The sequence below is a fragment of the Halomonas urmiana genome (assembly GCF_005780185.1).
In the GTDB taxonomy this organism is placed as follows: domain Bacteria; phylum Pseudomonadota; class Gammaproteobacteria; order Pseudomonadales; family Halomonadaceae; genus Halomonas; species Halomonas urmiana.
The window spans coordinates 56,702-81,031 of the sequence record NZ_VBUI01000011.1; the positions used below are offsets into that span (position 1 = coordinate 56,702).

At 67.3% G+C, this 24,330-nt stretch carries 23 protein-coding genes and 1 pseudogene; 12 read left to right on the forward strand and 12 right to left on the reverse strand.

Features of this window, described 5'->3' with window-relative positions:
* Positions 1 to 9 precede the first annotated feature (9 nt).
* Genes FEI13_RS08525 through FEI13_RS08535 form a run of 3 tightly spaced genes read left to right on the forward strand, consistent with a single transcriptional unit; the run spans position 10 to position 2,525 of the window.
* Positions 10 to 525 (forward strand): TRAP transporter small permease, encoded by a 516-nt coding sequence (locus FEI13_RS08525; RefSeq protein WP_138181120.1) that lies wholly within the window; start codon positions 10 to 12, stop codon positions 523 to 525.
* A gap of 3 nt (positions 526 to 528) precedes the next feature.
* Positions 529 to 1,833 (forward strand): TRAP transporter large permease, encoded by a 1,305-nt coding sequence (locus FEI13_RS08530; protein ID WP_138181121.1) that lies wholly within the window; start codon positions 529 to 531, stop codon positions 1,831 to 1,833.
* 14 nt (positions 1,834 to 1,847) lie between these two features.
* Entirely contained in the window at positions 1,848 to 2,525 is a 678-nt protein-coding gene (locus tag FEI13_RS08535; RefSeq protein ID WP_138181122.1) for an RraA family protein, read from the forward strand.
* Positions 2,526 to 2,529: 4 nt separating this feature from the next.
* Here the strand turns inward: FEI13_RS08535 and FEI13_RS08540 are convergent, their stop codons facing one another.
* Positions 2,530 to 3,879, reverse strand: coding sequence for a deoxyguanosinetriphosphate triphosphohydrolase (locus tag FEI13_RS08540; RefSeq protein WP_138181123.1), 1,350 nt, complete (start codon positions 3,877 to 3,879; stop codon positions 2,530 to 2,532).
* Between the two features lie 13 nt (positions 3,880 to 3,892).
* On the opposite strand from FEI13_RS08540, the gene FEI13_RS08545 reads away from it, so the two are divergent.
* Positions 3,893 to 4,102 carry a hypothetical protein gene (locus tag FEI13_RS08545; protein WP_138181124.1) on the forward strand — a complete coding sequence of 70 codons (210 nt, stop codon included), beginning with the start codon at positions 3,893 to 3,895 and terminating at the stop codon, positions 4,100 to 4,102.
* A 1-nt stretch (position 4,103) separates the two neighbouring features.
* Positions 4,104 to 5,918, forward strand: a complete 1,815-nt coding sequence (locus FEI13_RS08550) for an aminopeptidase P family protein (protein WP_138181125.1) — start codon at positions 4,104 to 4,106, stop codon at positions 5,916 to 5,918.
* A gap of 144 nt (positions 5,919 to 6,062) precedes the next feature.
* On the opposite strand, the gene FEI13_RS08555 is transcribed toward FEI13_RS08550, so the two are convergent.
* From FEI13_RS08555 to FEI13_RS08600, 10 genes and pseudogenes are all read right to left on the reverse strand, one after another.
* A complete protein-coding gene (locus tag FEI13_RS08555) occupies positions 6,063 to 7,547 on the reverse strand; it encodes a tripartite tricarboxylate transporter permease (RefSeq protein WP_138181126.1) in 1,485 nt (494 codons plus the stop codon).
* Positions 7,548 to 7,554: 7 nt separating this feature from the next.
* Entirely contained in the window at positions 7,555 to 8,007 is a 453-nt protein-coding gene (locus FEI13_RS08560; protein WP_138181127.1) for a tripartite tricarboxylate transporter TctB family protein, read from the reverse strand.
* On the reverse strand, positions 8,004 to 8,999 hold the full coding sequence (locus tag FEI13_RS08565; RefSeq protein WP_138181128.1) for a Bug family tripartite tricarboxylate transporter substrate binding protein: 996 nt from the start codon (positions 8,997 to 8,999) through the stop codon (positions 8,004 to 8,006). The genes FEI13_RS08560 and FEI13_RS08565 overlap by 4 nt, the downstream gene beginning before the upstream one ends.
* 89 nt (positions 9,000 to 9,088) lie before the next feature.
* On the reverse strand, positions 9,089 to 10,291 hold the full coding sequence (locus FEI13_RS08570) for a CaiB/BaiF CoA transferase family protein (RefSeq protein WP_193555727.1): 1,203 nt from the start codon (positions 10,289 to 10,291) through the stop codon (positions 9,089 to 9,091).
* Positions 10,291 to 11,250, reverse strand: coding sequence for a hydroxymethylglutaryl-CoA lyase (locus FEI13_RS08575; protein ID WP_138181129.1), 960 nt, complete (start codon positions 11,248 to 11,250; stop codon positions 10,291 to 10,293). Before FEI13_RS08575 ends, FEI13_RS08570 begins: the two co-directional genes overlap by 1 nt.
* 163 nt (positions 11,251 to 11,413) lie before the next feature.
* A pseudogene (locus tag FEI13_RS08580) lies at positions 11,414 to 11,581 on the reverse strand (helix-turn-helix domain-containing protein); the annotation flags it as partial.
* A complete protein-coding gene (gene glnG, locus FEI13_RS08585) occupies positions 11,580 to 12,992 on the reverse strand; it encodes a nitrogen regulation protein NR(I) (RefSeq protein ID WP_138181130.1) in 1,413 nt (470 codons plus the stop codon). The pseudogene FEI13_RS08580 and the gene glnG, both read right to left, overlap by 2 nt.
* Positions 12,985 to 14,031 carry a nitrogen regulation protein NR(II) gene (gene glnL, locus FEI13_RS08590; RefSeq protein ID WP_138181131.1) on the reverse strand — a complete coding sequence of 349 codons (1,047 nt, stop codon included), beginning with the start codon at positions 14,029 to 14,031 and terminating at the stop codon, positions 12,985 to 12,987. The genes glnG and glnL overlap by 8 nt, the downstream gene beginning before the upstream one ends.
* A 293-nt stretch (positions 14,032 to 14,324) precedes the next feature.
* The gene (locus FEI13_RS08595; RefSeq protein ID WP_138181132.1) at positions 14,325 to 14,543 is read right to left on the reverse strand and encodes a hypothetical protein; all 219 of its coding nucleotides are present in this window, start codon (positions 14,541 to 14,543) and stop codon (positions 14,325 to 14,327) included.
* 66 nt (positions 14,544 to 14,609) lie between these two features.
* Positions 14,610 to 15,188, reverse strand: coding sequence for a DUF4124 domain-containing protein (locus tag FEI13_RS08600; protein ID WP_138181133.1), 579 nt, complete (start codon positions 15,186 to 15,188; stop codon positions 14,610 to 14,612).
* A 149-nt stretch (positions 15,189 to 15,337) separates the two neighbouring features.
* Between FEI13_RS08600 and FEI13_RS08605 the strand changes: the two genes are divergently transcribed.
* Positions 15,338 to 16,051, forward strand: coding sequence for a ZIP family metal transporter (locus tag FEI13_RS08605; RefSeq protein WP_138181134.1), 714 nt, complete (start codon positions 15,338 to 15,340; stop codon positions 16,049 to 16,051).
* A gap of 105 nt (positions 16,052 to 16,156) precedes the next feature.
* On the opposite strand, the gene glnA is transcribed toward FEI13_RS08605, so the two are convergent.
* A complete protein-coding gene (gene glnA, locus FEI13_RS08610) occupies positions 16,157 to 17,563 on the reverse strand; it encodes a glutamate--ammonia ligase (RefSeq protein WP_138181135.1) in 1,407 nt (468 codons plus the stop codon).
* Positions 17,564 to 18,129: 566 nt separating this feature from the next.
* Between glnA and FEI13_RS08615 the strand changes: the two genes are divergently transcribed.
* The 6 genes from FEI13_RS08615 to FEI13_RS08640 all read left to right on the forward strand — a co-directional run bounded on the left by FEI13_RS08615 (position 18,130) and on the right by FEI13_RS08640 (position 24,304).
* Positions 18,130 to 18,669 carry a hypothetical protein gene (locus FEI13_RS08615; protein WP_138181136.1) on the forward strand — a complete coding sequence of 180 codons (540 nt, stop codon included), beginning with the start codon at positions 18,130 to 18,132 and terminating at the stop codon, positions 18,667 to 18,669.
* 140 nt (positions 18,670 to 18,809) lie between these two features.
* A complete protein-coding gene (gene typA / locus FEI13_RS08620; protein ID WP_138181137.1) occupies positions 18,810 to 20,636 on the forward strand; it encodes a translational GTPase TypA in 1,827 nt (608 codons plus the stop codon).
* Positions 20,637 to 20,762: 126 nt separating this feature from the next.
* Entirely contained in the window at positions 20,763 to 21,092 is a 330-nt protein-coding gene (locus FEI13_RS08625; protein ID WP_138181138.1) for a hypothetical protein, read from the forward strand.
* A 129-nt stretch (positions 21,093 to 21,221) separates the two neighbouring features.
* A complete protein-coding gene (locus FEI13_RS08630) occupies positions 21,222 to 22,667 on the forward strand; it encodes a sodium-dependent transporter (RefSeq protein WP_138181139.1) in 1,446 nt (481 codons plus the stop codon).
* Between the two features lie 24 nt (positions 22,668 to 22,691).
* Positions 22,692 to 23,459, forward strand: coding sequence for an ABC transporter ATP-binding protein (locus tag FEI13_RS08635; protein WP_138181140.1), 768 nt, complete (start codon positions 22,692 to 22,694; stop codon positions 23,457 to 23,459).
* Between the two features lie 140 nt (positions 23,460 to 23,599).
* Complete coding sequence (locus FEI13_RS08640) at positions 23,600 to 24,304, forward strand: ABC transporter ATP-binding protein (RefSeq protein ID WP_138181141.1); 705 nt, start codon at positions 23,600 to 23,602, stop codon at positions 24,302 to 24,304.
* The last annotated feature ends 26 nt before the right edge of the window (positions 24,305 to 24,330 follow it).

The window sequence follows — 24,330 nt, forward strand, 5'->3', positions numbered from 1 at the left end:
GAATCCCGCATGAACCACCCGATAGCCAGGCTTCACGACCGCATCACGCGATTCGGGTTCTACCTCGGCGGTGCCACCCTGTGTGGCATCGTCGTGTGTTTCTGGATCGAAGTGGTCGCCCGTTACTTCTTCAATTCGCCGACCCTGTGGTCGGGCTCGCTGGTGGCCTACTTCCTGTGCCTCTCCGCCAGCCTGGCGATGCCCGAGCTCGCCCGCACCCAGGGCCATATCGCCATCACGGTGCTCCACGAACGGCTGTCGCCGAGGGCCCGCCGACACTACGACCGCGGCATCGCCCTAGTCGCCGGCGGCATCTGCCTGATTGCCGCCTGGATCATCGTCGACGAGACCCTGCGTCAGCTCGCCGGTGGCACCACCACCGCCATGGGGCTGGATATACCCAAGTACTGGGTGTCGAGCTTCATCAGCTACGCCTTCATCAATACCGCCCTGCATTTCCTGCGTCACGCGCTCTTCCCGGTGGACGCGACCGCACCCGACCCTACCGACCGACAGGAGGCCTGACCCATGGAATGGTATACCACCCTGGGGCTCGCCATCGCCCTGCTGATGGGGCTCTTCGCCCTCGGGGTACCGGTGTTCGTGGCCTTCCTGACCATCAACGTCGCCGGCACCCTGTGGCTGATGGGCACCGCCGGCTTCGGGCTGTTCGCCAACAGCGTCTACGACACCGTCACCTCGGAGACCCTGACCACCATCGCGCTCTTCGTGCTGATGGGCGAGCTGTTGTTCCGCTCGGGCTCGATCGACGTCATCTTCGACGCCTTGGACACCCTGATGGGGCGCGTGAAGGGCCGGCTCTACTTCTTCGTTGTCGCCCTCTCCACCCTGTTCGGCGCCCTCTCGGGCTCGGCCCTGGCGGTCACTGCCATGCTCAGCCGCTCGGCGCTGCCGACCATGCAGGAGCGCGGCTACGACGACCGCCTGTCGATCGGCCTGATCCTCGGCGGTGCCAGCCTGGCGCCGATCATTCCCCCGAGCCTGCTGGTGATCATCATCGGTTCGATGGTCGACGTCTCCATCGCCCGCCTGCTGGTCGCCGGCATCCTGCCCGGCATCCTGCTCGCCGGGCTGTTCGTCGCCTACGTGGTGATCCGGCTGATCATGGACCCCTCCCAGGCGCCGCCGGTCGACGAGAGTGGCGGCGGCACGCCCCGCGAGCGCGGCCGGGCGCTACTCAAGATGGCGCCCTTCAGCATCATCATCTTCTCAGTGCTGGGGCTGATCATGCTCGGCGTGGCCACGCCCTCGGAGTCGGCGGCCACCGGCGTGCTCGGCGCCATCCTGGTGGCCTGCTACTACCGCCGCTTCACCCTGAAGATGGCCCGCGAGGCGGTGCTGTCGTCGCTGTCGATCAGCGCCATGATCATCACCATCCTCGCCTGCTCGAAGCTGTTCAGTCAGCTCCTGTCATTCGCCGGGGCCACGGCGGGCCTGGTCTCCGCGGCCACAGACCTCAATCTCGACCCGGCGTGGATGCTGCTGCTGCTGATGTTGATCCCGCTGTTCGCCTGCATGTTCATCGACCAGATCGCCTTCATGATGGTGGTCATCCCCATCTATGCCCCGCTGCTCCAAGTCTACGGCTTCGACCCGGTCTGGTTCTGGACGCTGTTCTTGATCAACCTCTCGGTGGGCAGCCTGACCCCGCCCTTCGGCTACAACCTGTTCGCGGTCAAGGGCGGCGCGCCCTCGGTGTCGATGCCGACGATCTATGCCGCCGCCTGGCCCATCGTGCTGTGCTTCCTGTTCGGCATGCTGGTGCTGTTCTGGGTGCCGTCGCTCACCACCTTCCTGCCCAGCCTGATCTGACCCCGGAGACCCTCATGTACCATATCGCCCCCATGCCCGCGCCCCTCGACGAGGCCCTCCGGCAACAGCTGCTGGCCTGCGAGCCCGCCACCATCGGCCACTTCCGGGAGGCCGGCTTCGTCGACCCGGCGATCCGCTCGGTGCTCGCCGAGACGCGCATCGCCGGCACCGCCGTTACCCTCTCGCTGCCGCCCAGCGACGGCACCCTGCTCAATCACGCCATGCGCCTGGTGCGCCCCGGCGACGTGCTGATCATCGACCGCCAGGACGACAAGCGCCACGCCTGCTGGGGTGGGGTGATGACCCAGGTGGCGAAGGGCCTCGGCGTCGCCGGGGTGATCATCGACGGCAAGGCCACCGACGCGGCAACCATTCGCGAGCAGGACTTCTCGGTGTGGAGCCGCGGCGTGGCGGCGCTGACCACCAAGCTGGCGGGCGTCGGCGGCACTATGAACGCCCCGGTCAGCGTCGGCGGCGTGGTGGTCCAACCCGGCGACGCCATCCTCGCCGACGAAAACGGCGTGCTGGTGCTGCCCCGCGACGAAGTGGCCGCCATCGCGGCCCACGCCATCGAGCTTCAGGCGCAGGAGGAGACGGTTCTGGCGCGGGTGGCGAAAGGCGAATGCCTGCCGGACATCTCGGGGGCCACGGCGCTCGTTGAGCGCATCAACAGAGATGCCGACACGCCCTGAGCGGCTAGTCTCCCCGCAGCCGACCGCCCATTTCCTGGGCCAGGTCCACCGCGTAGTGGTCGGTCATGCCGCCGATGAAGTCGAGCATGCGCCGATAGCTGTCGTAGAGGCTCCAGGAGGGGCGCGGGGTGTTCTCACCGATCAGCGCCAGCACCCGCTGATGCTTGAAGGTGGAGCGGCCCTGGTAGTGCAGCTCGTGGGCGGCGCCGATGAAGGCCTCCAGCAGGATGCCGAGGGTGGTGTAGGCGCCGATCTCCAGCTTGGCCTTGCGCTCGTTCTGGAAGATCCGCTTGCGCGCCAGCTGCTTGGCCGTATTCACTCCCCAGCCGAGGTCCGGGTGGCAGAGCTCCAGCAGGTCGTCCTGGAGGCGCCCGCCCAGCAGTTCCGCCTCGTGCTGTACGAAGACCGCGCCGACATCGCTCACCGCGCGCTCCATGGCCGCCCCGCGCAGGGCGGCGATGCGCCGGCGCTGGGAGACGCCGCTGCGCTGCATCTCGGGATAGTCCGGCGGCACGCCGCCGGCGATCTGGGTGAGGATCTCGGCCACCTCGTCGAACCGCAGGATGCCCATCTCCAGGCCATCCTCGAGGTCGAGCAGCGCATAGCAGATGTCGTCGGCCGCCTCGACCAGCCAGGCCAGCGGGTGGCGACACCAGCGCCCTTCACCGCGGGGCAGCAGGCCGAGCCGGTCGGCCACCTCCTCGAGCAGCGCGCGCTCGCTCTGGTAGCAGCCGAACTTGCCGGCCGTCCCGCCGTGCTCGACGGTCCAGGGATACTTGAGCAGCGTGCCCAGCGTCGCGGTGGTCAGGCGCATGCCGCCGCGGAACTGGTTGTACTCGACCTGGGTGACGATGCGAAAGCCCTGGGCGTTGCCCTCGTAGGTGAGCAGGTCCTCGCGCTCGCAGGCCGACAGCCCGTCGAGCAGGCCGCTGCCATCGACCCCGGCACGGGCGAACCAGTCGCGGATCGCATACTCGCCGGCGTGGCCGAAGGGCGGGTTGCCGATGTCGTGACCGAGGCAGGCCGCCTGGACGATCACCCCCAGGTCGGCCGGGGTGATCCAGGCCGGCAGGCGCTCGCTGAGCCGCTCGCCGACGATCATGCCGAGCGAGCGGCCCACGCAGCCCACCTCCAGCGAGTGGGTCAGGCGGGTATGGATATGATCGTTGTCGGTCAGCGGGTGCACCTGGGTCTTGCGCCCCAGGCGGCGGAAGGAGCCGGCGAAGACGATCCGATCGTGGTCCTTGTGGAAGGGGCTGCGGCCGATCTCGCCGCGCCCGCTTCCGGGGCGCGCGCCGCGCCGGTCGTGCAGCCGCCCCGGGTCGAGCAGCCGCTCCCAGCTCATCTGCGTCATGGGCAATCTCTCCTTGGAGGCCCCATTCTGGCACCGGCAGGCGCGAGATTGCCATCGCCGTTCCGACGTCGAGCTGCCGGCGCTGTTCGGCCGCTCGGCCGTGGCACTGGTACTCTGTGCCCTGGTCCTGGTCCTGCTGACGCCGCTGATCGGACGCATGCTCAAGGGCAGCCAGCCCAACGCCGCTGCCTCTTCCCCCTTCTCTTTCACCACCGGAGCCTGATATGCGCCACGCCCCCTCGACCCCGGCGGCTCGTCTCGCCGCCCTGCGCGACGCCATGCGCGAGCACGCCATCGACGCCTGGTGGCTGCCCTCTTCCGACCCCCACAACTCCGAGTACCTGCCCGAGCACTGGGCCGGCCGCGCCTGGCTCTCCGGCTTCGACGGTTCGGTGGGCACCCTGGTGATCACCCACGACGCCGCCGGCGTCTGGGTCGACAGCCGCTACTGGGTGCAGGCCGCGGAGCAGCTGGCGGGCAGCGGCATCGAGCTGATGAAGCTCCAGCCCGGCCAGGCCGAGGCGCCGATGCGCTGGCTGGCCGAGCGACTCGACGAGGGCGCCACCCTGGGCTTCGACGCCGACGTGGTGTCGCTGGCCAACGCCCGTCGGCTCGAGGACGCGCTCGCGCCCAAGGGCATCCGGCTGCGCGGTGACCTGGACCTGCTCGACGCCATCTGGCCGGCGCGTCCGGCGCTGCCCGAGGCGCCGCTCTACGCTCATCCGGCGAAGTATCTCGACGAGAGCCGCGCCGAACGCCTGGCCCGAGTACGCGCGGCCATGGCCGAGCACGGCGCCGACTGGCACCCGATCTCGACCCTGGACGACATCGCCTGGCTGACCCAGCTGCGCGGCGACGACGTCGCGTTCAATCCGGTGTTCCTGGCGCACCTGCTGGTGGGCACCGAGACGGCCACGCTGTTCGTCGCCCCGGGCAAGCTGGACGAGCCCCTAACCGCGGCACTCGCCGCCGACGGCATCTCGGTGGCGGACTACGCCGACTGGCTGCAATGCCTCGATGAGCTGCCCAGCGAGGCCCGGGTGCTGCTCGACCCGGCCAAGCTGACCCTGGGCACCCGCCAGGCACTGCCGGAGGGCGTGACCCTGGTGGAGGCCAGCCAGCCGAGCACCCTGGCCAAGAGCCGCAAGAGCGACGCCGACCTCACCCACGTGCGCGAGGCCATGGCGGAGGACGGTGCCGCGCTGTGCGAGTTCTTCGCCTGGCTCGAGGCGGCCCTCGAGAACGGCGAGACGATCACCGAGCTGACCGTGGACGAGAAGCTCACCGCCGCCCGTGCCAAGCGCCCCGGCTTCGTCAGCCGCAGCTTCGGAACCATCGCCGCCTTCAACGCCAACGGCGCCCTGCCCCACTACCACGCCACCCCGGCGGCCCACGCCACCATCGCGGGCGATGGCCTGCTGCTGATCGACTCCGGCGGCCAGTACCACGGCGGCACCACCGACATCACCCGGGTGGTGCCGGTGGGCGAGATCTCCGACGTCCAGCGCGAAGACTACACCCGGGTGCTCAAGGGCACCATCTCGCTCTCCCGGGCGCACTTCCCGCGGGGCATTCCCTCGCCGCACCTGGACGCCATCGCCCGGGCGCCGCTGTGGGCCAGCGGCCGCGACTACGGCCACGGCACCGGCCACGGCGTGGGCTACTTCCTCAACGTCCATGAGGGGCCCCAGGTCATCGCCTGGTCCGCGCCGGTGGCGCCGCACACCGCCATGCAACCAGGCATGATCACCTCCATCGAGCCCGGCGTGTATCGCCCGGGCGAGTGGGGCATCCGCATCGAGAACCTGGTCGCCAACCGTCCCGCCGAGGCGAGCGCCTTCGGTGACTTCCTGCGTTTCGAGACGCTGACGCTGTGCCCCATCGACACCCGGCCCATCGACGTCGCGCTGCTCGACCCCACCGAGGCCGACTGGCTCGACGCCTACCATGCCGAGGTGCGGGCACGCCTCGCGCCCAAACTCGAGGGCGAGGCCCTGGCATGGCTCGAGGCACGCACCCGGCCCCTCGCGCGCGGCTGATCGAGCGTCGCTCCCCGCCGAGCGACGCCCGACATGAAAGGGGCGCCGGCATGCCGGCGCCCCTTGTCGTTGGAGCCTCAGTGACAGCACGACTCGAAGAGAAGAGGCCGTCTTGGCGGCCTTGTCTTTGCCACTACCATTGTTCTACATCCGCCATTTCACCAGCCAGTGAAACAACAGCCCACCGAGCAGCAAGGTCATCGCAAACAGATAGATGCCCACGGAGATGCCGCTGTTCCAGATGATGCTCCAGTCTCCCCCCGAGATCGACATGGCCCGGCGCAGGTTGTACTCCATCTGTCCGCCCAGCAGCAGACCAAGCACCACCGGCACCGTGGGGATCTCCAGCTTGCGCAACACATAGCCCAGCACGCCGAAGGCCAGCATCATGTAGAGATCGAAGGCACTGTTGCCGAGCGAGTAGACGCCGACGAAGGCGACCATGACCACCATGGGCATCAGGAACCAGCCAGGGGCTCTCAGCACCCGCGCAAAGAGCCCCACCAGCGGTATGTTGAGTGCCAGCAGCATCAGGTTGCCGATAAACAGCGCCGCCACCAGGCCCCACACCAGTTCGGGCTGGTTCTCGAACAGCAGCGGTCCCGGCGTGATGTTCATCGACAGCAGCAGCGCCAGCAGGATAGCCGTGGTCCCGCTGCCGGGAATGCCCAGCGACAGCATGGGAATCAACGCACCACCGGCCGCGGCATTATTGCCCGCCTCCGGGGCCGCCACCCCATGAGGGTCGCCCTTGCCGAAATTGCCGCGTGTCCCCTGCCAACGCCGCTCCAGGGTATAGGAAAGGAAGCTGCCCAGCGCCGCCCCCGCCCCGGGCAGCACGCCGGCGACAAAGCCCAGCACCGAGCTGCGCCCGATACTGCCGCGGCAGCGCCAGGCGGTGCGCACCCCCGGCAGGGCCGAGCCCAGGATCATGGTCGGCTTGCGCCCCTGATGGCTATCCTCCAGGAACACCAGACACTCGGAGATGGCGAACAGCCCCACTAGCGCCACGATAAAGTCGATCCCGTCGTAGAGCTCATACCAGCCGAAGGTATAGCGGGGAACACTGCTGACCGCATCGATGCCTACGGTACCCAGCAGCAGGCCCAGGCAGGCCGCCAGGAAGCTCTTGGCCAGGTGCCCCCCGGTCACCCCACCGATGGTGGCAAAGGCCAGCACGAACAACGCGAAGTATTCGGCCGGGCCGAAGCGAATCGCGAAGCTCACCAGCACCGGGGCGAACAGTACCAATCCGACCGTTGCCACCAGGGCGCCAACGAAGGAGGCCACACCGGTCAGCCCCAGCGCCTCGCCGCCGCGACCCTGCTGTGCCATGGGAAAGCCATCCAGGGTGGTCATCATCGCCGGCTCGTCACCGGGGATATTGAGCAGGATGGAGCTGATGCGGCCGCCGTACATGCAGCCATAGTAGATGCTGACCAGCAGGATCAGCGCGGCCGTGGCCGAGAGGCTGAAGTTGAAGGTGAGCGGAATCATCAGCGCCACGCCGTTGACCGGCCCCAGACCCGGCAGCGCCCCGATCAGCGTGCCCAGGGCGCAGCCCGCCAGCGCCAGGAACAGGTGCTGGGGCTCGAGCGCCACCGCGAAGCCCTGGGCGAGAAGGTCCATGGCGCGTTTACCAGTCCAGGCCAGGCATGTCCGGCAGCGGCATGCCGAGGGCGAATTCGAAGAGAAGGTAGAGACCCAGAGTCAGCAGCAGACCGAACGGCAGGGCCTGCCGCCAGGTAGCACCGAAGAGACGGATCATCAGGGTCACGGTCAGCAGGGCGGTAGGCAGAAAGCCCAGCGGCTGAATCAGCCCCGCATAGACCATCAGCAGGACCAACAGGCTCAGTTGGCGGAGCAGCGCCGACCGTTCAGGCCAGCGCTGATTCACTCCCGGGCGGACGATCAGGTAGAGCGATAACAGTCCCAGTGGCACGCTGACCAGGCGCGGGAAGGCTCCTGGTCCCACCGTCTGCCCGAAGCCGCTGGTATAGTCATGCGACAGCCACCAGGCGACGACCGCCACCACCAGCAATACCGCACCGGCGAGGCGATCGCTGATCGCGCCAGCGCGCTCACTCACTCGATGACTCCGATTTCTCGCGAGATCGACTCCACCTGATCGATGGTCTCCAGCACGAAGCCGTTGAACTCATCGCCACCGCGCCACAACGGCACCAGGCCATTCTGCTTGGCCACCGTCTTCCACTCGTCACTGTCGTAGAGGGACTTCAGGTCGTCGACCATGGCGGCATAATCTTCATCGGAGACTTCGCCACCGGTATAGAAGCCGCGCCAGTTGTAGCCGGCCACGTCATAGCCCTGAGAGGCGGCGGTAGGCAGATCATCGAAGGGGGCAGGCAGGGGCTCCTCGGAGAGCACCGCCAACACGCGCACGTCGCCGGACTCGATGAAGCCGGCGATCTCGCCCAGATCGGTAGACACCACGTCGACGTGGCCGCCCATCATCTGGGTCACCGCAGGCCCCCCGCCGTCGAACTGCACCCAACGCAGGTTGCCGATCTGCTCATCCGGCAGGCCCGCCTCCTTGGCCAGCATCAGCGCACGAATATGATCCCATCCGCCGGCGCCGCTGGAACCGGCCACGGCCAGGGCTCCCGTATCTTCGACCATGGTCGTCATCAGCTGCTCGAGGCTCTCGTACTCACTGTCGTCGTCAACCAGGATGACACCCACATCGGTTCCCAGCATGGCTAGCCAGCGCATGGTATCGGCGCCGCCGGGATACTTGCCCTGGGCAATCTGAGTCACGCCTACCGTACTGGTGGCAACCACCAGGTCACTGTCATCGGCACGGTTGCTCTCGACCCTGGCGAAGGCCACCGCCCCCACGCCCCCCGGCATGTTAGTGATCTGCACCGGGCTTTCCACGAGATCCAGCTCCAGCAACAGCTTGCCAACCGAGCGGCAGGTAAAGTCCCAACCGCCCCCCGGGTCGGCCGGGGCGATGCATTCGCTGATCGGCAGCGCCTGGGCCGGCGCGCTGATGGCGAGCCCGACCCCTGCCAGGGTGGCGGCGACAAGGCCGAGACCGCCTTTCTTGACTGAACGCATTGGTGTGTTCCTTCTGCTTGTTGTTATGGCAGGCACGACTGGCCTGCCTGCGGCTCTTCCGCCGGCACGGCGGATGAGTACAGCGCTGCTCAAATCACGCGACGCGCCCGCAGCGTCGCCAGTTCATCGCCCTCGATGCCCAGTTCGGTCAGCAGCTCGTCGGTATGCTCGCCGAGCTGCGGCACCGGGTAGTAGAGACTCGCGGGCGCTTCGCGCAGCTTGACCGGGAAGCCGGTGACGGGTACCCGGCCGGAGGCCTGCGGAAGCTCCAAGCGCATCTCCTGGGCCTGCACCTGGGGGTCGTCAAAGGTCTCGCGCAGATCATGCACGCGTCCGCAGGGGACCCCCGCGCGATTGAAGTGCGCGATCCACTCGTCGACACCGCGGGTCTGGATGACGGCGTTGAGAATCTCGCGGAGCGGCTCGCGATGGGTCATCCGCCGGGCATTGTCGGCGAAGCGCTCGTCATCGAGCAGGTACAGCATGTCCAAGGCACCAAGGAAACGCTCGACCATGGTGTCATTGCTCGGCGCAATCGCCACCTCGCCATCTCGGGCGGTAAACAGCCCGTAGGGATAGAGCATGGGATGATCATTGCCGGTGCGGGCCGGCACGCGATCGGTGGCGAAGTACTCCGCCGCCAGGTAGCCCATCATGGCGATCAGGCCGTTGGTCAGGGCCGTTTCGACGATATCACCCTGCCCCGTCGTGGCACGCCTCACCAGGGCCGCACAGATACCGAAGGCCAGGTTCTGGCTGGCCACCATGTCACTGATCGGCGGCGCCGCACGCATCGGCTCACCGTCAGCGGTGCCGTTGACGCCCATGAAGCCACTCATGGCCTGAGCAATGAAGTCGTAGGCCGGCCGGTCGCGATAGGGCCCGCTTGAGCCGAAGCCGTTGATGCGACCCACCACGAGTCGGGGATAGCGCTGGCGCAGCGTATCGTCGTCGAGCCCCATCTTGCTCAGCACCCCGGGACGGAAGTTCTCCACCAGCACGTCGGCACCCTCGAGCAGCCGATGAAGGATCTGCTTGCCTTCGTCACTACGCAGATCAAGGGTGAGCGAGCGCTTGTTGCGATTGAACTGGGCGAAATACCAGCTTTCGCCATCGACCATATTGCCCTGCTGGCGCACCACGTCGCCCTTGCCGGGCGGCTCGATCTTGATCACGTCGGCCCCGTGATCGCCGAGTATCTGAGTACAGAACGGTCCCGAGATCACCCGCGTGAGATCGATGACGCGCACGCCCGAAAGCGATCCCATCGTGCTGGCGGTGGTAGTGGCCATCACGCGCCTCCTCGTGCGGTGGGCACCGTGTCACAGGCGCTCAGCGCGAGGCGGGCCCCGGCCTTGGAGACCTGGCCCAGCAAGGGACGTCCCATCAGGTCGCCGGCCACGCCCGCTGCTCCGATCAGACCCTCGAGATCGAGGCCAGTGTCGAGCCCCATCTCCTCGAGCAGATAGGCCAGATCCTCGGTCGCGATATTGCCCGAGGCCCCCGGAGCGAAGGGGCAGCCGCCGAGCCCGCCGATCGAACTCTCGTAGCGATCAACACCGAGAGCCAATCCTTGCATGACGTTGGCCAGGCCGATGCCGCGAGTATTGTGAAAGTGGAGCGTCAGCGGAAGGTCCGGTGCCGCTTGTCGCAACCGCGTGACACGCTCGGTGACCAGCGGCGGCGTGGCCATGCCGGTGGTATCGCCGAGCGATAGATGCGTCGCGCCCAGATCGGCGAAGTGCCGGGCGATCTCGGTCACCGACTCGACCGGGACATTGCCCTCGAAGGGACAGCCGAAGGAGGTGGCGATGGCGCCTCGCAGCGCCACGCCGGTGCCTTCGAGTAGCCGAGTGATCTGCTCGACCCCCTCGAGGGACTCCACAACGCGGCGATTGACGTTCTTGGCGTTATGGCTCTCTGAGGCAGAAACGAAGAGGACGACCGAATCCACTCCCGCCTGCAAGGCGCGCTCGGCTCCGCGCACGTTCGGCACCAACGCCGAGAGATGCAGACCGGTCGTTTCAGCACGCAGCGCAGCGACCACGTCGGCCGCATCGGCGAGCGCCGGTACCGCTCGCGGGCTCACGAAAGAGGTGACTTCGAATTCTCGAACACCGGCAGCCATCAGCGCGCGCGCCAGAGATAGCTTTTGCTCGGTGGTCAGTACGACGGGTTCATTTTGAAGGCCGTCGCGAAGCCCTACCTCGGTAACGTGGATGCGCCGGGGCAGCGTAGTAGGAGAGGACATGGCAGGCCTGTTAGATCGAAGGTAGCTTATGCACGCTAAGCCACCCCGGCGAAGCCTCACAATGCGCCTTTCGTACAACTCCCAGGCAGCGTGGCTGCTTGTCGATCCTGCTGGCCGCTCTCTCCTCCGCTCGCCTTCTGTGCCTATGCCCCGCGGCTCGCCCTTACTCTCCCACCGCCATCTCCGGCAGCAGGGTCTTGAGCTTTCGGGTAAGGGTATTGCGTCCCCACCCCAGCAGCTCCGCGGCCTCGCCCTTGCGCCCGCCGGTGTGCTTGAGCGCGATCTCGATCAGGATGCGCTCGTGAGCTCTGGAGAGCGGCACCGCCTCCTCACTCCCCATCGGCCAGCGCCGGCAGCAGCGTCTTGAGCTTACGGGTGAGCGTGTTGCGGCCCCAGCCCAGCAGCTCGGCGGCCTCGCCCTTGCGCCCACCGGTGTGCTTGAGCGCGGTCTCGATCAGGATGCGCTCGAAGTCCGGCACGGCCTCCTCGAGCAGGTGAGTGTGGCCGTCGCTCAGCGCGCGGTCGGCCCAGTCGCGGAAGGCGGCGCGCCAGTCGCCGACGCTGCCCTCGGTGGCGCCGGGCTCACGCAGCTCCGGCGGCAGGTCCTCGACCAGCACCTCGCGACCGGAGGCCATCACGGTCAGCCAGCGGCAGGTGTTCTCGAGCTGGCGGACGTTGCCCGGCCAGGGCAGCCGGGTGAAGTGGGCCTCGGCCTCGGGGGTGAGCACCTTGATGTCGGTGGCGAGCTCCTTGGCCGCCTCGGAGAGAAAGTGACGCGCCAGCCGCGGGATGTCCTCGCGGCGCTCGGACAAGGTGGGCAGGTGCACGCGGATCACGTTGAGGCGGTGGAACAGGTCCTCGCGGAAGCGCCCGTCCTCCACCAGGGTCTCGAGGTTCTGGTGGGTGGCGGCGATGATCCGCACGTCCACCTTGACCGAGGTGTGGCCGCCCACCCGGTAGAACTCGCCGTCGGCCAGCACCCGCAGCAGGCGGGTCTGGGTCTCGGCGGGCATGTCACCGATCTCGTCGAGGAACAGGGTGCCGCCGTTGGCCTGCTCGAAGCGCCCCTGGCGCTGGGCCGTGGCGCCGGTGAAGGCGCCCTTCTCGTGGCCGAACAGCTCCGACTCGATCAGGTCCTTGGGGATCGCCGCCATATTCAGTGCGATGAAGGGCTTGCCGGCGCGCGGGCTGTGCTGGTGCAGGGCGCGGGCGACGCGCTCCTTGCCGGTGCCCGACTCGCCGTTGATCAGCACCGTGATGTGCGAGTGGGAGAGCCGGCCGATGGCGCGGAACACCTCCTGCATGGCCGGTGCCTCGCCGATGATCTCGGCATCCAGCCCCTCGCGCACGCTGACCGGGCGCTTGCGCTCGCGGGCGTGGGCCACCGCGCGACGCACCAGGGCCAGGGCCTCGTCGACGTCGAAGGGCTTGGGCAGGTACTCGAAGGCGCCGCCCTGGTAGGAGGCCACGGCGCTGTCGAGGTCGGAGTGGGCGGTCATCACGATCACCGGCAGCTCCGGGTGGGCCTCGCGCACCCGGGCCATCAGGTCCAGGCCGTCGAGCCCCGGCATGCGGATATCGGTGACCAGCACCTCGGGCGGGTCCTCGAGCAAGCGCTCGAGGGCGTGATCGGCGCGATCAACGGTCTCCACCTCGAGGTCGGGCTGGGCCAGAGCACGCTCCAGCACCCAGCGAATGGCGCGATCGTCGTCGACGACCACGACGCGGGCGGCATCAGTCATGGTGCTTCTCCAGCGGAATCAGCAATCGGAATTGGGTGTGGCCGGGGCTCGAATCGCACTCGATGAGCCCCTGGTGCTGGTGCAGGATCGACTGGGCGATCGAGAGTCCCAGGCCGCTGCCCTCGGCGCGACCGGAGACCATGGGATAGAAGAGCGTCTCGCGCAGCGATTCGGGGATCCCCGGGCCGTTGTCGATGATCGCCACCTCGCAGACCAGCCGGTGACGCTCGGCGCCCAGGGTGAACTGGCGCCGGGCGCGGGTGCGCAGCGTGAGCCGCGGCGAGGCGGTGCCGGCCTCGGTCATCGCCTCCACGGCGTTGCGCGCCACGTTGAGCAGCGCCTGGATCATCTGCGACTCGTCGCCCGAGAGCTCCGGCAGGCTGGGGTCGTAGTCGCGCTCGATCCATACCGCCGGATGCTCGACGATCAGCAGCGAGCGGACCCGCTCGAGCACCTTGTGAATATTGAGCGGCTCGTGGCGGATCATCCGGTTGGGCCCCAGCATCGAATCGACGAGATCGCGCAGGCGATCGACCTCCTCGATGATGATGCGGGTGAACTCCTTGAGGCCGGGATCGGCGAGATCCCGTTCCAGCAGCTGGGCCGCCCCGCGGATACCGCCCAGGGGGTTCTTGACCTCATGGGCCAGCCCGCGGGCCAGCACCTTGATGGTCTCCTGGCGCGTCTGCAGCGCCTCCTCCCGGGAGATGCGCAGCAGCCGGTCGCGGGGCTCCACCTCCAGCAGCAGCTCGTCGGCGGAGAGCGGCGAGACGGTGTAGTCGACGGTCAGCACCTCGCCGGTGACCAGGGTCAAGCGCGCCTCGCGCTGGGTGAAGGGGTGGAATTCGTCCCGGGCCTTGGCCAGCAGCGACCCGACATCCTCCTCCCCCTCCACCAGGGCGGGCAGGGGCTGACCCTGCAGGCGACTCAAGCTGATCGCCAGCAGCGCCTCCGCGGCCGGGTTCATCCAGCGCAGTCGCAGCTCGCCATCGAGCAGCAGCACCGCGGTGGTGAGATGTTCCATTAAGCGTCGATACATGAAGCCGTCCTGCCCGATCCGGTGAGCGCCTCCCGAAGAAGCGCCGTGAGCCTGCACTGGGGAGGACCTGCAAGAAGCGCGCCACCTCATGAGGCGGCTGGCAGCGCCTTTCCGGGGCAGGACCGCCCCACCTTGGCGCACCACTTTAGTGCATAAGATCATCGAACGCCCGTTTACGTGCAGCCCCTTTATCTGACGCCCCTTTACCTGTCGTCAAAGAGCGGCCGCCCCGTCTCGCGCCCGGGCGGGCCGATCGATCAGGGCGCATGGCGAGGCGCCGGGTGCTGCCCCCGCTAATCGACCGAGAAGCGATCGCGCGTCGAGGGGGCGCGCCGGTGATGCGGCGGCGGATAGTGGGGCAGGGGATGCCGGGGCGGACGATGATGGGGCGGGCGATCATCGCCCACCTCCCTCGGCCCGTCACGCAGCTGCTCGAGGAGCTGAAAGGCACGCCCCTCCTTCACCCGGTCGGCGTGATCGAAGGCATCGAAGCGGCCGTCGTCGCGAGGCACGGGCGCGCGACAGGGCCGGTAGGTACCGTCCGGACACAGCGGCCGAGGTGTCCGGCGAGGGGCGAGCTAACCGCTCGGGTTGTTGGGGTTGCGGGGCAGGTTGACGCTGGCCCGCTGCACGTAGAGGGTCACCGGCGAGGTGCGATGGCGCACCGCTCCGCCGTCATCCAGAAGCTCGGCCTGCAGCACGTGCTCCCCGCGCTCCAGGTTGTTGAGCATGAAGGTATCGGTATGCATGGCCGACTGGCTGACCCGCCCGTCCACCAGCAGGCGCACCCGATGGTCCTCGCGCAACTCGGGCTGGATGCCCAGGGTCACCTGGACATTGCCGGCCGCCCCGGTGGGCAGGGTCTCCTCCTGGCCGGGCGAGAGGATGCCGAAGCGATCGTAGGGCATGAACGGTTGCCCCGACGCTGGCGTCTCGGGCTCACCCTGTCCGCCCTGAACGGCGGGCGCCATGCCCGCCGTCTCGCCCGGGCTCGGCACCACGGTGAGCGGATCGAGCGTCACCTCCTCACCGCCCCCCTCGGGGTTGTCGGTGAACACCACGTTGCCTTGGGCGTCGGTGGTGCGGTAGATGGTCTGGGCGTGAGCCGCCAGGCTCAACGACAATCCCAGCGCCACTACTGCCAGTGCCTTGTTCATGCGCCGATTCCTGCGTTGCCGATGGGTTTCCCTTTATGATGCAAGACTAGCGCAGAAGCGACCGCACGAGGAACGCGGATGGCGCTCCGGGCGAGATCGACGCGACTGCCGGGGAGCCGGCCTGCCCCGATGGAGAGAGGAGACGACGCATGGACGCCTGGCAGACGGTGATCGTCCTCACGCTGATGGCCGGCATGGCAATGCCGATGGGCGCCTGGTTGGCGCGGGTGGAGTGCATCCCGATCGACTGGCTCGAGAACGAGCTGCGCCACGGCATCATCGCCTTCGGCGGCGGCGCCCTGCTCTCCGCGGTGGCGCTGGTGCTGGTCCCAGACAGCCTGCCGGCCCTCGGCATCGCCACCGCCACGGGCTGCTTCGTGGCCGGCGGGCTGGCGTTCATGGCCCTGGACATCGCCCTCAATCGCAGTGGCACCTCGGCCAGCCAGCTCGCGGCCATGCTCGCGGACTTCGTGCCCGAGGCCCTGGCCCTCGGTGCGGCCTTCGCCCACGGCAGCAGCGGCAGCCTGCTGCTCGCCGGCCTGATGGCACTGCAGAATCTGCCCGAGGGCTTCAACGCCTATCACGAACTGCGCAGCACCACCCCCTACACGAGCCGACGGTTGATCGGGCTGTTCTTCACCATGGCCTGGCTGGGGCCGCTCGCCGGCCTCGGCGGCTTCCTGTGGCTGGCGCCCTATCCCACGACGGTGGCAATGATCATGCTATTCGCCGCCGGCGGCATCCTCTATTCGGTGTTCCAGGACCTCGCGCCTCAGGCCAAGCTCGACCACCACTGGGGACCGCCCCTGGGCGCGGTGCTGGGCTTCGCGCTGGGCCTCGTCGGCCATATGCTGCTGATCTAGCGCCGCGCCGATCGGTGACGCACCCAAAAGACGCACTCAAAGAAAGAGGCACGCCCCGGGGCGTGCCTCTTGCAATGCTGGGCGCGGCGCCGGGGCGCCGCGGGATCAGCAACTGTAGTACATGTCGAACTCGATCGGGTGCGTGGTCATGCGGATGCGCTCCACGTCCTCGCTGAGCAGCTCGATGTAGGCATCGATCATGTCCTCGGTGAAGACGCCACCCTCGGTGAGGAAGCTGCGGTCGGCGTCCAGCGCCTCGAGGGCCTGGTCCAGGCTCTCGGCCACGGTCGGAATCGACTTGCCCTCTTCCGGCGGCAGGTCATAGAGGTTCTTGTCCATGGCATCGCCGGGGTGGATCTTGTTGCGGATGCCGTCGATGCCGGCCATCAGCATCGCCGCGAAGCACAGGTAGGGGTTGGCGGTCGGGTCGGGGAAACGCAGCTCGACGCGTTTGCCCTTGGGGCTCGCGGTGTAGGGGATGCGGATGGAGGCGGAGCGGTTGCGGGCGCTGTAGGCCAGCATCACCGGCGCCTCGAAGCCCGGCACCAGACGCTTGTAGGAGTTGGTGGAGGCGTTGGTGAAGGCGTTCAGGGCGCGGGCATGCTTGATGACACCACCGATGTAGTAGAGCGCCATCTCGGAGAGGCCCGCGTACTCGTCGCCGGCGAACTGGTTGGTACCGTCCTTCCAGAACGACTGGTGCACGTGCATGCCGCTGCCGTTGTCGCCGACCAGCGGCTTGGGCATGAAGGTCGCGGTCTTGCCGTACGCGTGAGCCACATTGTGGATCACGTACTTCATCTCCTGGACCTCGTCGGCCTTCTTGACCAGGGTATTGAACTTCACGCCGATCTCGTTCTGGCCGGCGTTGGCCACCTCGTGGTGGTGCACCTCGACCGTCTGGCCGATGGCCTCCAGGGTGTTGCACATGGCGCCGCGGATGTCGTGGAAGCTGTCCACCGGCGGCACCGGGAAGTAGCCGCCCTTGACCCGCGGACGGTGGGCGAGGTTACCGCCCTCCACCGGACGATCGGTGGACCAGGCACCCTCTTCGGAGGAGATCTTGTACATGGAGCCCTCGATATCGGACTTCCAGTGCACCTCGTCGAAGATGAAGAACTCGGGCTCCGGACCGAAGAAGGCGGTGTCGCCCAGGCCAGAGGACTGCAGGAAGGCCTCGGCGCGCTTGGCGATGGAGCGCGGGTCGCGCTCGTAGCCCTGCATGGTGGCCGGCTCAATGATGTCGCAGCGCAGCACCAGGGTGGCGTCTTCGGTGAAGGGGTCGAGGAAGCCGGAACCGTCTTCCGGGCGCAGGATCATGTCGGACTCGTTGATGCCCTTCCAGCCGGAGATGGAGGAGCCATCGAACATCTGACCGTTCTCGAAAAACTCCTCGTCGACGTCACGAGCCGGGATGGTCACGTGCTGTTCCTTGCCGCGTGTATCGGTAAAGCGCAGGTCGATCCACTTCACGTCGTGTTCTTCAATCAGGGCGAGCGTCTTCTCGGACATAGGTCCTCCACAGTGAGCTGGGCTAAAAAGTTTGAGCGATTGCAGGGCAATGGCGCGGGCTGGTTCCAACGACGTTGTAGCATGCCGCCGGGCCGATGCCCACGGCCACCCTGCAGCAACATGGCCTTGCCAGGAACAATGCAGGCGGCGTGCCAATCTTGCACCACCGGACGGCATACCAATCACAAGCCTTTGATGGACATAGGCTTTAATCGGTTCGCTCTCGCAAAACCATGCACCAGAATCGCCATTCTTACCGATGGGATAACGTCTTAACCGCCTTATCGCACCATAAAGGTGCACAAAGGCCGTCTTGCGCACCAGATTGGATCGCGCTTCGCCTGCCGGTCAGCGATGACCTCCCTCATGCTCGCCGCAGTCGGAAGGTCATGTCCGAGACACAGAAATATCAGTCCGGCGTTCGTTGATACGTGTTAACACCAAAAACTACACTCGTTTACATGGCGGCGCCGACCGGGGTGGCGCGAACTCCGGAGAGGTGACGCGGGTTCTGGAGTGGGCGCCATCTCAGTGACCTGCGTCCTACCATGGGAGCCGACCCGAGTATGATCGTCTGCAGCATCCTCCTTGATGCCCGCGCCTCGGGTGCCGGCCTGCCACGCCGCCTGGCGGCGCTGAGGCCCTTGCGACAGCGCCGAGACCTGCGACTCGAGGTGCTGCTGGCCGACGATACCGGCGATTCGCGCCTGCTGCGCATGGCCAGCCGCCACGATGTCCGCCTGGTCGCCACCGAGGGCACCCCGCTCGGCGACCGCCTCAACACGGCAGTGGCCCACAGCCAGGGGGAAGTTCTGCTGTTCCCGGCCCCGGGTCGGCCCATCTCCCCGGGCTGGCTGGTGGATACCCTGACCGACATCGAACACCACACCCGGGATGCCGTAGTGCTGGCCGCCTCGCGCCCCAGCCGCCTGGTGCTGCTCTGGCAACGCCTGCGCCACCAGACCCTCGCCGACACCCTCTGCGTCTCGCGCGTCTGGTTCGAGCGCATCGGCGGCTGCGACCCCTCGCTTGACGCCGAGGCCCTGCCCGACTTGATCGCGCGCCTGCATGCCTGCCAGGCGCGCGTCACCGCCGTCGAGGCCTGAATCGCCCGCTCACGCCCCCTTTCGGCAGCTCCCAAGCCACTGATATCTGGTCGTGACAGACGATTCACGGCGACAAAGCTGGTAGCCGTCATCGCCCTGCCCCTATAATGCGTCCCCAATTTTGTCAGCAGGATCCCGTCGTGATCGAGAATCTTCGCAACATCGCCATCATCGCTCACGTCGACCACGGCAAGACCACCCTGGTCGACAAACTGCTCAGCCAGTCCGGCACGCTCGACCGAAAGGCCGAGGGGCAGGAGCGCATCATGGACTCCAATGACCAGGAGAAGGAGCGCGGCATCACCATCCTGGCCAAGAACACGGCGATCCGCTGGCAGGCCCCCGACGGCCAGGACTACCACATCAATATCGTCGACACCCCCGGACACGCCGACTTCGGCGGTGAGGTCGAGCGCGTGATGTCGATGGTCGACTCCGTGCTGCTGCTGGTCGACGCGGTCGACGGCCCGATGCCGCAGACCCGCTTCGTGACCCAGAAGGCCTTCGATCAGGGCCTCAAGCCGATCGTCGTGGTCAACAAGATCGACCGCCCCGGCGCGCGCCCGGACTATGTCATCGACCAGATCTTCGACCTGTTCGACAACCTCGGCGCCAGTGACGACCAGCTCGACTTTCCGATCATCTACTGCTCGGCCCTGAACGGCATCGCCGGGCCGGAGCCGGAGCAGCTGGCCGACGACATGACGCCGATGTTCCAGTCCATCGTCGACATCGTCGAGCCACCCAAGGTCGAGCTCGACGGTCCCTTCCAGATGCAGATCTCGGCGCTGGACTACTCCAGCTACGTCGGCGTCATCGGCCTGGGCCGCATCAGCCGCGGCTCGGTCAAGCCGAACCAGCAGATCACCGTGATCAGCAAGGAAGGCAAAGAGCGCAAGGGCAAGATCGGCCAGGTCATGACCCACCTCGGCCTGGAGCGGGTGCAGACCGACGAGGCCTCCGCCGGCGACATCATCTGCATCACCGGCATCGACAACCTGGCGATCTCCGACACCCTTTGCGACCCGGCCGCCGTCGAGGCGCTGCCGGCGCTGACCGTCGACGAGCCGACCGTCTCCATGACCTTCCAGGTCAACGACTCGCCCTTCGCCGGCAAGGAAGGCAAGTTTGTCACCAGCCGCAACATCAAGGATCGCCTCGACCAGGAGCTGATCCACAACGTGGCGCTGCGGGTCGAACAGGGCGACAGCCCGGAGAAGTTCATCGTCTCCGGTCGCGGCGAGCTGCACCTCTCGGTGCTGATCGAGAGCATGCGCCGCGAAGGCTTCGAGCTGGCCGTGGGCCGTCCCGAGGTAATCATCCGCGAGATCAACGGGGAGCAGCAGGAGCCCTACGAGGAAGTGATCATCGACTGCGAGGAGCAGCACCAGGGCGCCGTCATGGAAGAGCTCGGCTACCGCAAGGGTGAGCTGGTCAACATGAACCCGGACGGCAAGGGTCGCGTGCGCCTGGACTTCATCATCCCCGCCCGCGGGCTGATCGGCTTCCGTGGCCAGTTCCTGACCCTGACCTCCGGCACCGGCATCCTCACCAGCCGCTTCGATCACTACGGCCCGCTCAAGCCGGACGCCTCCATCGAGCGGCGCAACGGTGTGCTGGTCTCCATGGTCCCCGGCAAGGCGCTGGCCTACGCGCTCTACGCCCTGCAGGATCGCGGCAAGCTGATCATCGACCATGCCACCGAGGTCTACGAGGGCATGCTGATCGGTATCAACAACCGCGCCAACGACATGGTGGTCAACCCCACCAAGGGCAAGAAGCTCGACAACATGCGTTCCACGGGCAACGACGAGAACATCGTGCTGACCCCGCCGATCAACTTCACTCTCGAGCAGGCCATCGAATTCCTGGATTCCGATGAGTTGGTGGAAGTCACCCCCAGCCACATTCGCCTGCGCAAGAAGCATCTGACCGAGAATGAACGCAAGCGCGCCAGCAAGAAGTAAGCCGGCCCGCCACCGCCAGAGCCCGCCCATCCGGCGGGCTCTGTCGTTTGTGGCCGCCGCCCACGGCCCCGCGCCCCGGCGACGGCTATGCTGGAAGCTGAGTTCACCCACCCAAGGAGTGCCGTCATGCACAAGCACGTGGAGTGGGACGATCCCGGCGAGCGGGGCGTCCTGCGTTACTATGCCGACCATCCCGACGACTACCGCCCGCCCCAGCCCGGCAGCATCCTCTCGGCCAGCTACCGGGGGTTCACGGTCAGGGTGCGGGTCGAGGCCCGGGTCGAGGGCACCAACATCGGCGAGGTGGTGGCGCTGATCGCCAACGACAACGGACGGCGCCAGCAGGCCGCCGGTGATCTCTCGCTGGGCGACACGGTGCGCCTGCCCGACGCCTGTCGCGCCCTCGAACCTCGTCACCCCGAAGAGTCGGAAGAGCCGGAAGAGCCCGAAGACTGATCCCAGCGGCGGTGACCACCGGGCGCCGCCAACGCCCGCTAAACGCTGGCCCACTAGCCAGCAAGGCCCGCGTGCCGCACAGTTGGCGGCACAGGCTCACAAGGCCCACCAAGGCAATCCTGGATTCCCATGAGCACGCACAACGTCTGGACCCACAAGGGCACCTTCCTGCTGGCCGCCGTCGGCTCGGCCGTCGGGCTCGGCAACCTCTGGCGCTTCCCCTACCTGACCGGCGAGAACGGCGGCGGCGCCTTCATCCTGGTCTACGCCCTGACCATCTTCGCCGTGGGCATCCCCATCCTGATCGCCGAGATCATGCTCGGCCGCAACAGCCGACGCAGCCCGATCATGGGCATGCGCTTTCTCACTCGCACCCATCAGACCTCCCGCGCCTGGGAGTCCATCGGCTGGCTGGGGGCCGCTTCCGCCTTCCTGATCCTGAGCTTCTACTCGGTGATCGCCGGCTGGGCGATCCACTACACCGGGCTGATGCTGACCGGCGGGATGACCGAGATCGACGCCGCCGGGGCCGGCCAGAGCTTCGATACGCTGCTCGCCTCGCCGATGCTGCTAACGCTCTACCACACCCTGTTCATCGCCGCCTCGGCGCTGATCGTGGGCCTCGGCATCCACAAGGGCATCGAGGCGGGCCTGCGACTGCTGATGCCGTCGCTGTTCGTGATCCTGCTGGTGGTGCTGGGCTATGGCGCCGTGGTCGGCGACATCGGCGCCGCGGCGAGCTTCCTGTTCACCTTCAACCTGGCCGACTTGAGCCTCGAGGGCTGGCTCGAGGCGATGGGTCAGTCGTTCTTCACTCTGAGCCTCGGCATGGGCGCGATCATGGCTTACGGCGCCTACATGCCGGGCGAGTCCTCGCTGACCCGCACCGCCTTCGCCATCGCCGTAGTGGATACCGCGGTGGCCATGGTGGCGGGCCTGGCGATCTTCTCGCTGGTCTTCGGCTCCGGGCTGAACCCCGGCGAAGGCCCCGGCCTGATGTTCGTCACCCTGCCGCTGGCGTTTGCCGAGATGCCGGGCGGCGCCCTGGTCGGCGGCGTCTTCTTCATCCTGGTGCTGGGCGCGGCGATCAGCTCGTCGATCTCGCTGATCGAGCCGGTGGCGGCCTTCCTGGTCGAGCGCTTCGACCTGACCCGCCCCCAGGCCGTGACCATGATGGTCATCGCCAGCTGGGCGCTGGGGCTGCTCACCGTGGTCAGCTTCAACCTCTGGGCCGAGGGCACGATCTTCCACACCCTGTTCGGGCGCAGCGCCTTCGGCTTCATCGAGCTGCTGACCAACATCTTCATGCCGCTGGGCGGCCTGATGATCGCGCTGTTCGCCGGCTGGGCGCTGACCCACTCCGAGGTGATGAAGGAGATGCACACCAACGAGCGCTGGTTCCGACTCTGGCGTTTCCTGGTGCGCTTCGTGGCGCCGGCGGCCGTGGCCTTCGTCTTCCTGCGCAGCATCCCCCAGGTAGAGGGTTACCTGATCCCGGCCATCGGCGCCACGGTAATCGTCGGTGCCTTCGCCGCGGGACGCACTTTCATCGCCGACGACAGCCAGGAGCTGTGAGAACAACAACCAACGGAATCCGCCATGGCAGCCATCATCGACGTACAGCACGTCAACAAGGCCTTCGGGGGCCTCAAGGTCATCAATGACTGCTCGATCCAGGTGGAGAAGGGCTCGATCACCGGCCTGATCGGCCCCAACGGGGCCGGCAAGTCGACGCTGTTCAACATCATCGCCGGGGCCCTGCCGCTGGACAGCGGGCGAATCCTGCTCGACGGCGACGACATCACCAACCAGCCGGCCAACACACTGTTCCATCGGGGGCTTCTGCGCACCTTCCAGATCGCACACGAGTTCTCCCACATGACGGCGCTGGAGAACCTGATGATGGTGCCGCCGGCGCAGTCCGGCGAGAACCTGTTCGCCGCCTGGTTCACGCCGGGCCTGGTGCGTAACGAGGAGGCCGAGGTGCGCCGCCGGGCGCTGGAGGTGATCGACTTCATCGGCCTGCACCACGTGCGCAACGAGCTCGCCGGCAACCTCTCCGGCGGCCAGAAGAAGCTCCTCGAGCTCGGCCGCACCATGATGACCGACGCCCGGGTGGTGCTGCTCGACGAGATCGCCGCCGGCGTCAACCGCACCCTGCTCGGCGATCTCGTCACCAACATCGAGCGGCTCAATCGCGAGATGGGCTACACCTTCCTGGTCATCGAGCATGACATGGACATGATCGCCCGGCTCTGCGACCCGGTGATCGTGCTGGCCCAGGGCAGCGTGATGGTCGAGGGCAGCATCGAGGAGATCCAGAACAACCCCGAGGTCATCGAGGCCTACTTTGGCGCCGCCAGCTGATTGGGGCGCCGCCAGCTGATTGGGGCGCTGCCAGCTGATCGGGGCGCCGCCAGCTGAGCGGTGTGCCGATGCCTCCTCGGGGGCAGGGCGTCCCACGGGACGCCGCCAATAACGATAACGAACGCAGAGAACGACTGACCATGCCATTACTCGACGCACGCAACGTGCACGGCGGCTACGGCGGCATGAACATCCTCAACGGGGTGGACATGGCCATCGAGTCCGACCAGATCGGCGTGATCGTCGGCCCCAACGGGGCCGGCAAGTCCACCATGCTCAAGGCCGTCTTCGGCCTGCTCCACGTCAGCCAGGGCGAGATCCTGCTGCGCGGCGAGCCGATCCACAACCTGCCCCCCAACAAGCTGGTACAGAAGGGGATGGGCTTCGTGCCCCAGGAGAACAACGTCTTCCCGAGCCTCACGGTGAAGGAGAACCTGGAGATGGGCGCCTTCCTCAAACCGGGCAACGTCAAGCGCATGCTGGCCCAGGTCTTTGAGTTCTTCCCGCCGCTCCGTGAGAAGCGCCACCAGCCGGCCGGCGAGCTCTCCGGCGGCCAGCGTCAGATGGTGGCCATGGGCCGGGCGCTGATGGCCGAACCCAGCCTGCTGCTGCTCGACGAGCCCACCGCAGGCCTCTCGCCGCTCTACATGAACGAGATCTTCGAGCAGGTGAAGCTGGTCAACTCGGCCGGCGTGGGCATCCTGATGGTCGAGCAGAACGCCAAGCAGGCGCTCGGCATCGCCGACAAGGGCTTCGTGCTGGCCGCCGGCCAGAATCGCTTCACCGATACCGGGGCCGCCCTGCTGGCCGACCCCGACGTCGCCAAGAGCTTCCTCGGCGGCTAGTCCGGCGCCCGACCTGGAGAATCCAT

What these genes read in the sequence shown, in the direction of transcription:
- FEI13_RS08525 (WP_138181120.1), top strand. Translation starts at nt 10, where the DNA reads ATGAACCACCCGATAGCCAGGCTTCACGACCGCATCACGCGATTCGGG.
- FEI13_RS08530 (WP_138181121.1), top strand. Translation starts at nt 529, where the DNA reads ATGGAATGGTATACCACCCTGGGGCTCGCCATCGCCCTGCTGATGGGG.
- FEI13_RS08535 (WP_138181122.1), top strand. Translation starts at nt 1,848, where the DNA reads ATGTACCATATCGCCCCCATGCCCGCGCCCCTCGACGAGGCCCTCCGG.
- FEI13_RS08540 (WP_138181123.1), bottom strand. Translation starts at nt 3,879, where the DNA reads ATGACGCAGATGAGCTGGGAGCGGCTGCTCGACCCGGGGCGGCTGCAC.
- FEI13_RS08550 (WP_138181125.1), top strand. Translation starts at nt 4,104, where the DNA reads ATGCGCCACGCCCCCTCGACCCCGGCGGCTCGTCTCGCCGCCCTGCGC.
- FEI13_RS08555 (WP_138181126.1), bottom strand. Translation starts at nt 7,547, where the DNA reads ATGGACCTTCTCGCCCAGGGCTTCGCGGTGGCGCTCGAGCCCCAGCAC.
- FEI13_RS08565 (WP_138181128.1), bottom strand. Translation starts at nt 8,999, where the DNA reads ATGCGTTCAGTCAAGAAAGGCGGTCTCGGCCTTGTCGCCGCCACCCTG.
- FEI13_RS08570 (WP_193555727.1), bottom strand. Translation starts at nt 10,291, where the DNA reads ATGGCCACTACCACCGCCAGCACGATGGGATCGCTTTCGGGCGTGCGC.
- FEI13_RS08575 (WP_138181129.1), bottom strand. Translation starts at nt 11,250, where the DNA reads ATGTCCTCTCCTACTACGCTGCCCCGGCGCATCCACGTTACCGAGGTA.
- glnG (WP_138181130.1), bottom strand. Translation starts at nt 12,992, where the DNA reads ATGACTGATGCCGCCCGCGTCGTGGTCGTCGACGACGATCGCGCCATT.
- glnL (WP_138181131.1), bottom strand. Translation starts at nt 14,031, where the DNA reads ATGTATCGACGCTTAATGGAACATCTCACCACCGCGGTGCTGCTGCTC.
- FEI13_RS08600 (WP_138181133.1), bottom strand. Translation starts at nt 15,188, where the DNA reads ATGAACAAGGCACTGGCAGTAGTGGCGCTGGGATTGTCGTTGAGCCTG.
- FEI13_RS08605 (WP_138181134.1), top strand. Translation starts at nt 15,338, where the DNA reads ATGGACGCCTGGCAGACGGTGATCGTCCTCACGCTGATGGCCGGCATG.
- glnA (WP_138181135.1), bottom strand. Translation starts at nt 17,563, where the DNA reads ATGTCCGAGAAGACGCTCGCCCTGATTGAAGAACACGACGTGAAGTGG.
- FEI13_RS08615 (WP_138181136.1), top strand. Translation starts at nt 18,130, where the DNA reads ATGATCGTCTGCAGCATCCTCCTTGATGCCCGCGCCTCGGGTGCCGGC.
- FEI13_RS08625 (WP_138181138.1), top strand. Translation starts at nt 20,763, where the DNA reads ATGCACAAGCACGTGGAGTGGGACGATCCCGGCGAGCGGGGCGTCCTG.
- FEI13_RS08630 (WP_138181139.1), top strand. Translation starts at nt 21,222, where the DNA reads ATGAGCACGCACAACGTCTGGACCCACAAGGGCACCTTCCTGCTGGCC.
- FEI13_RS08635 (WP_138181140.1), top strand. Translation starts at nt 22,692, where the DNA reads ATGGCAGCCATCATCGACGTACAGCACGTCAACAAGGCCTTCGGGGGC.
- FEI13_RS08640 (WP_138181141.1), top strand. Translation starts at nt 23,600, where the DNA reads ATGCCATTACTCGACGCACGCAACGTGCACGGCGGCTACGGCGGCATG.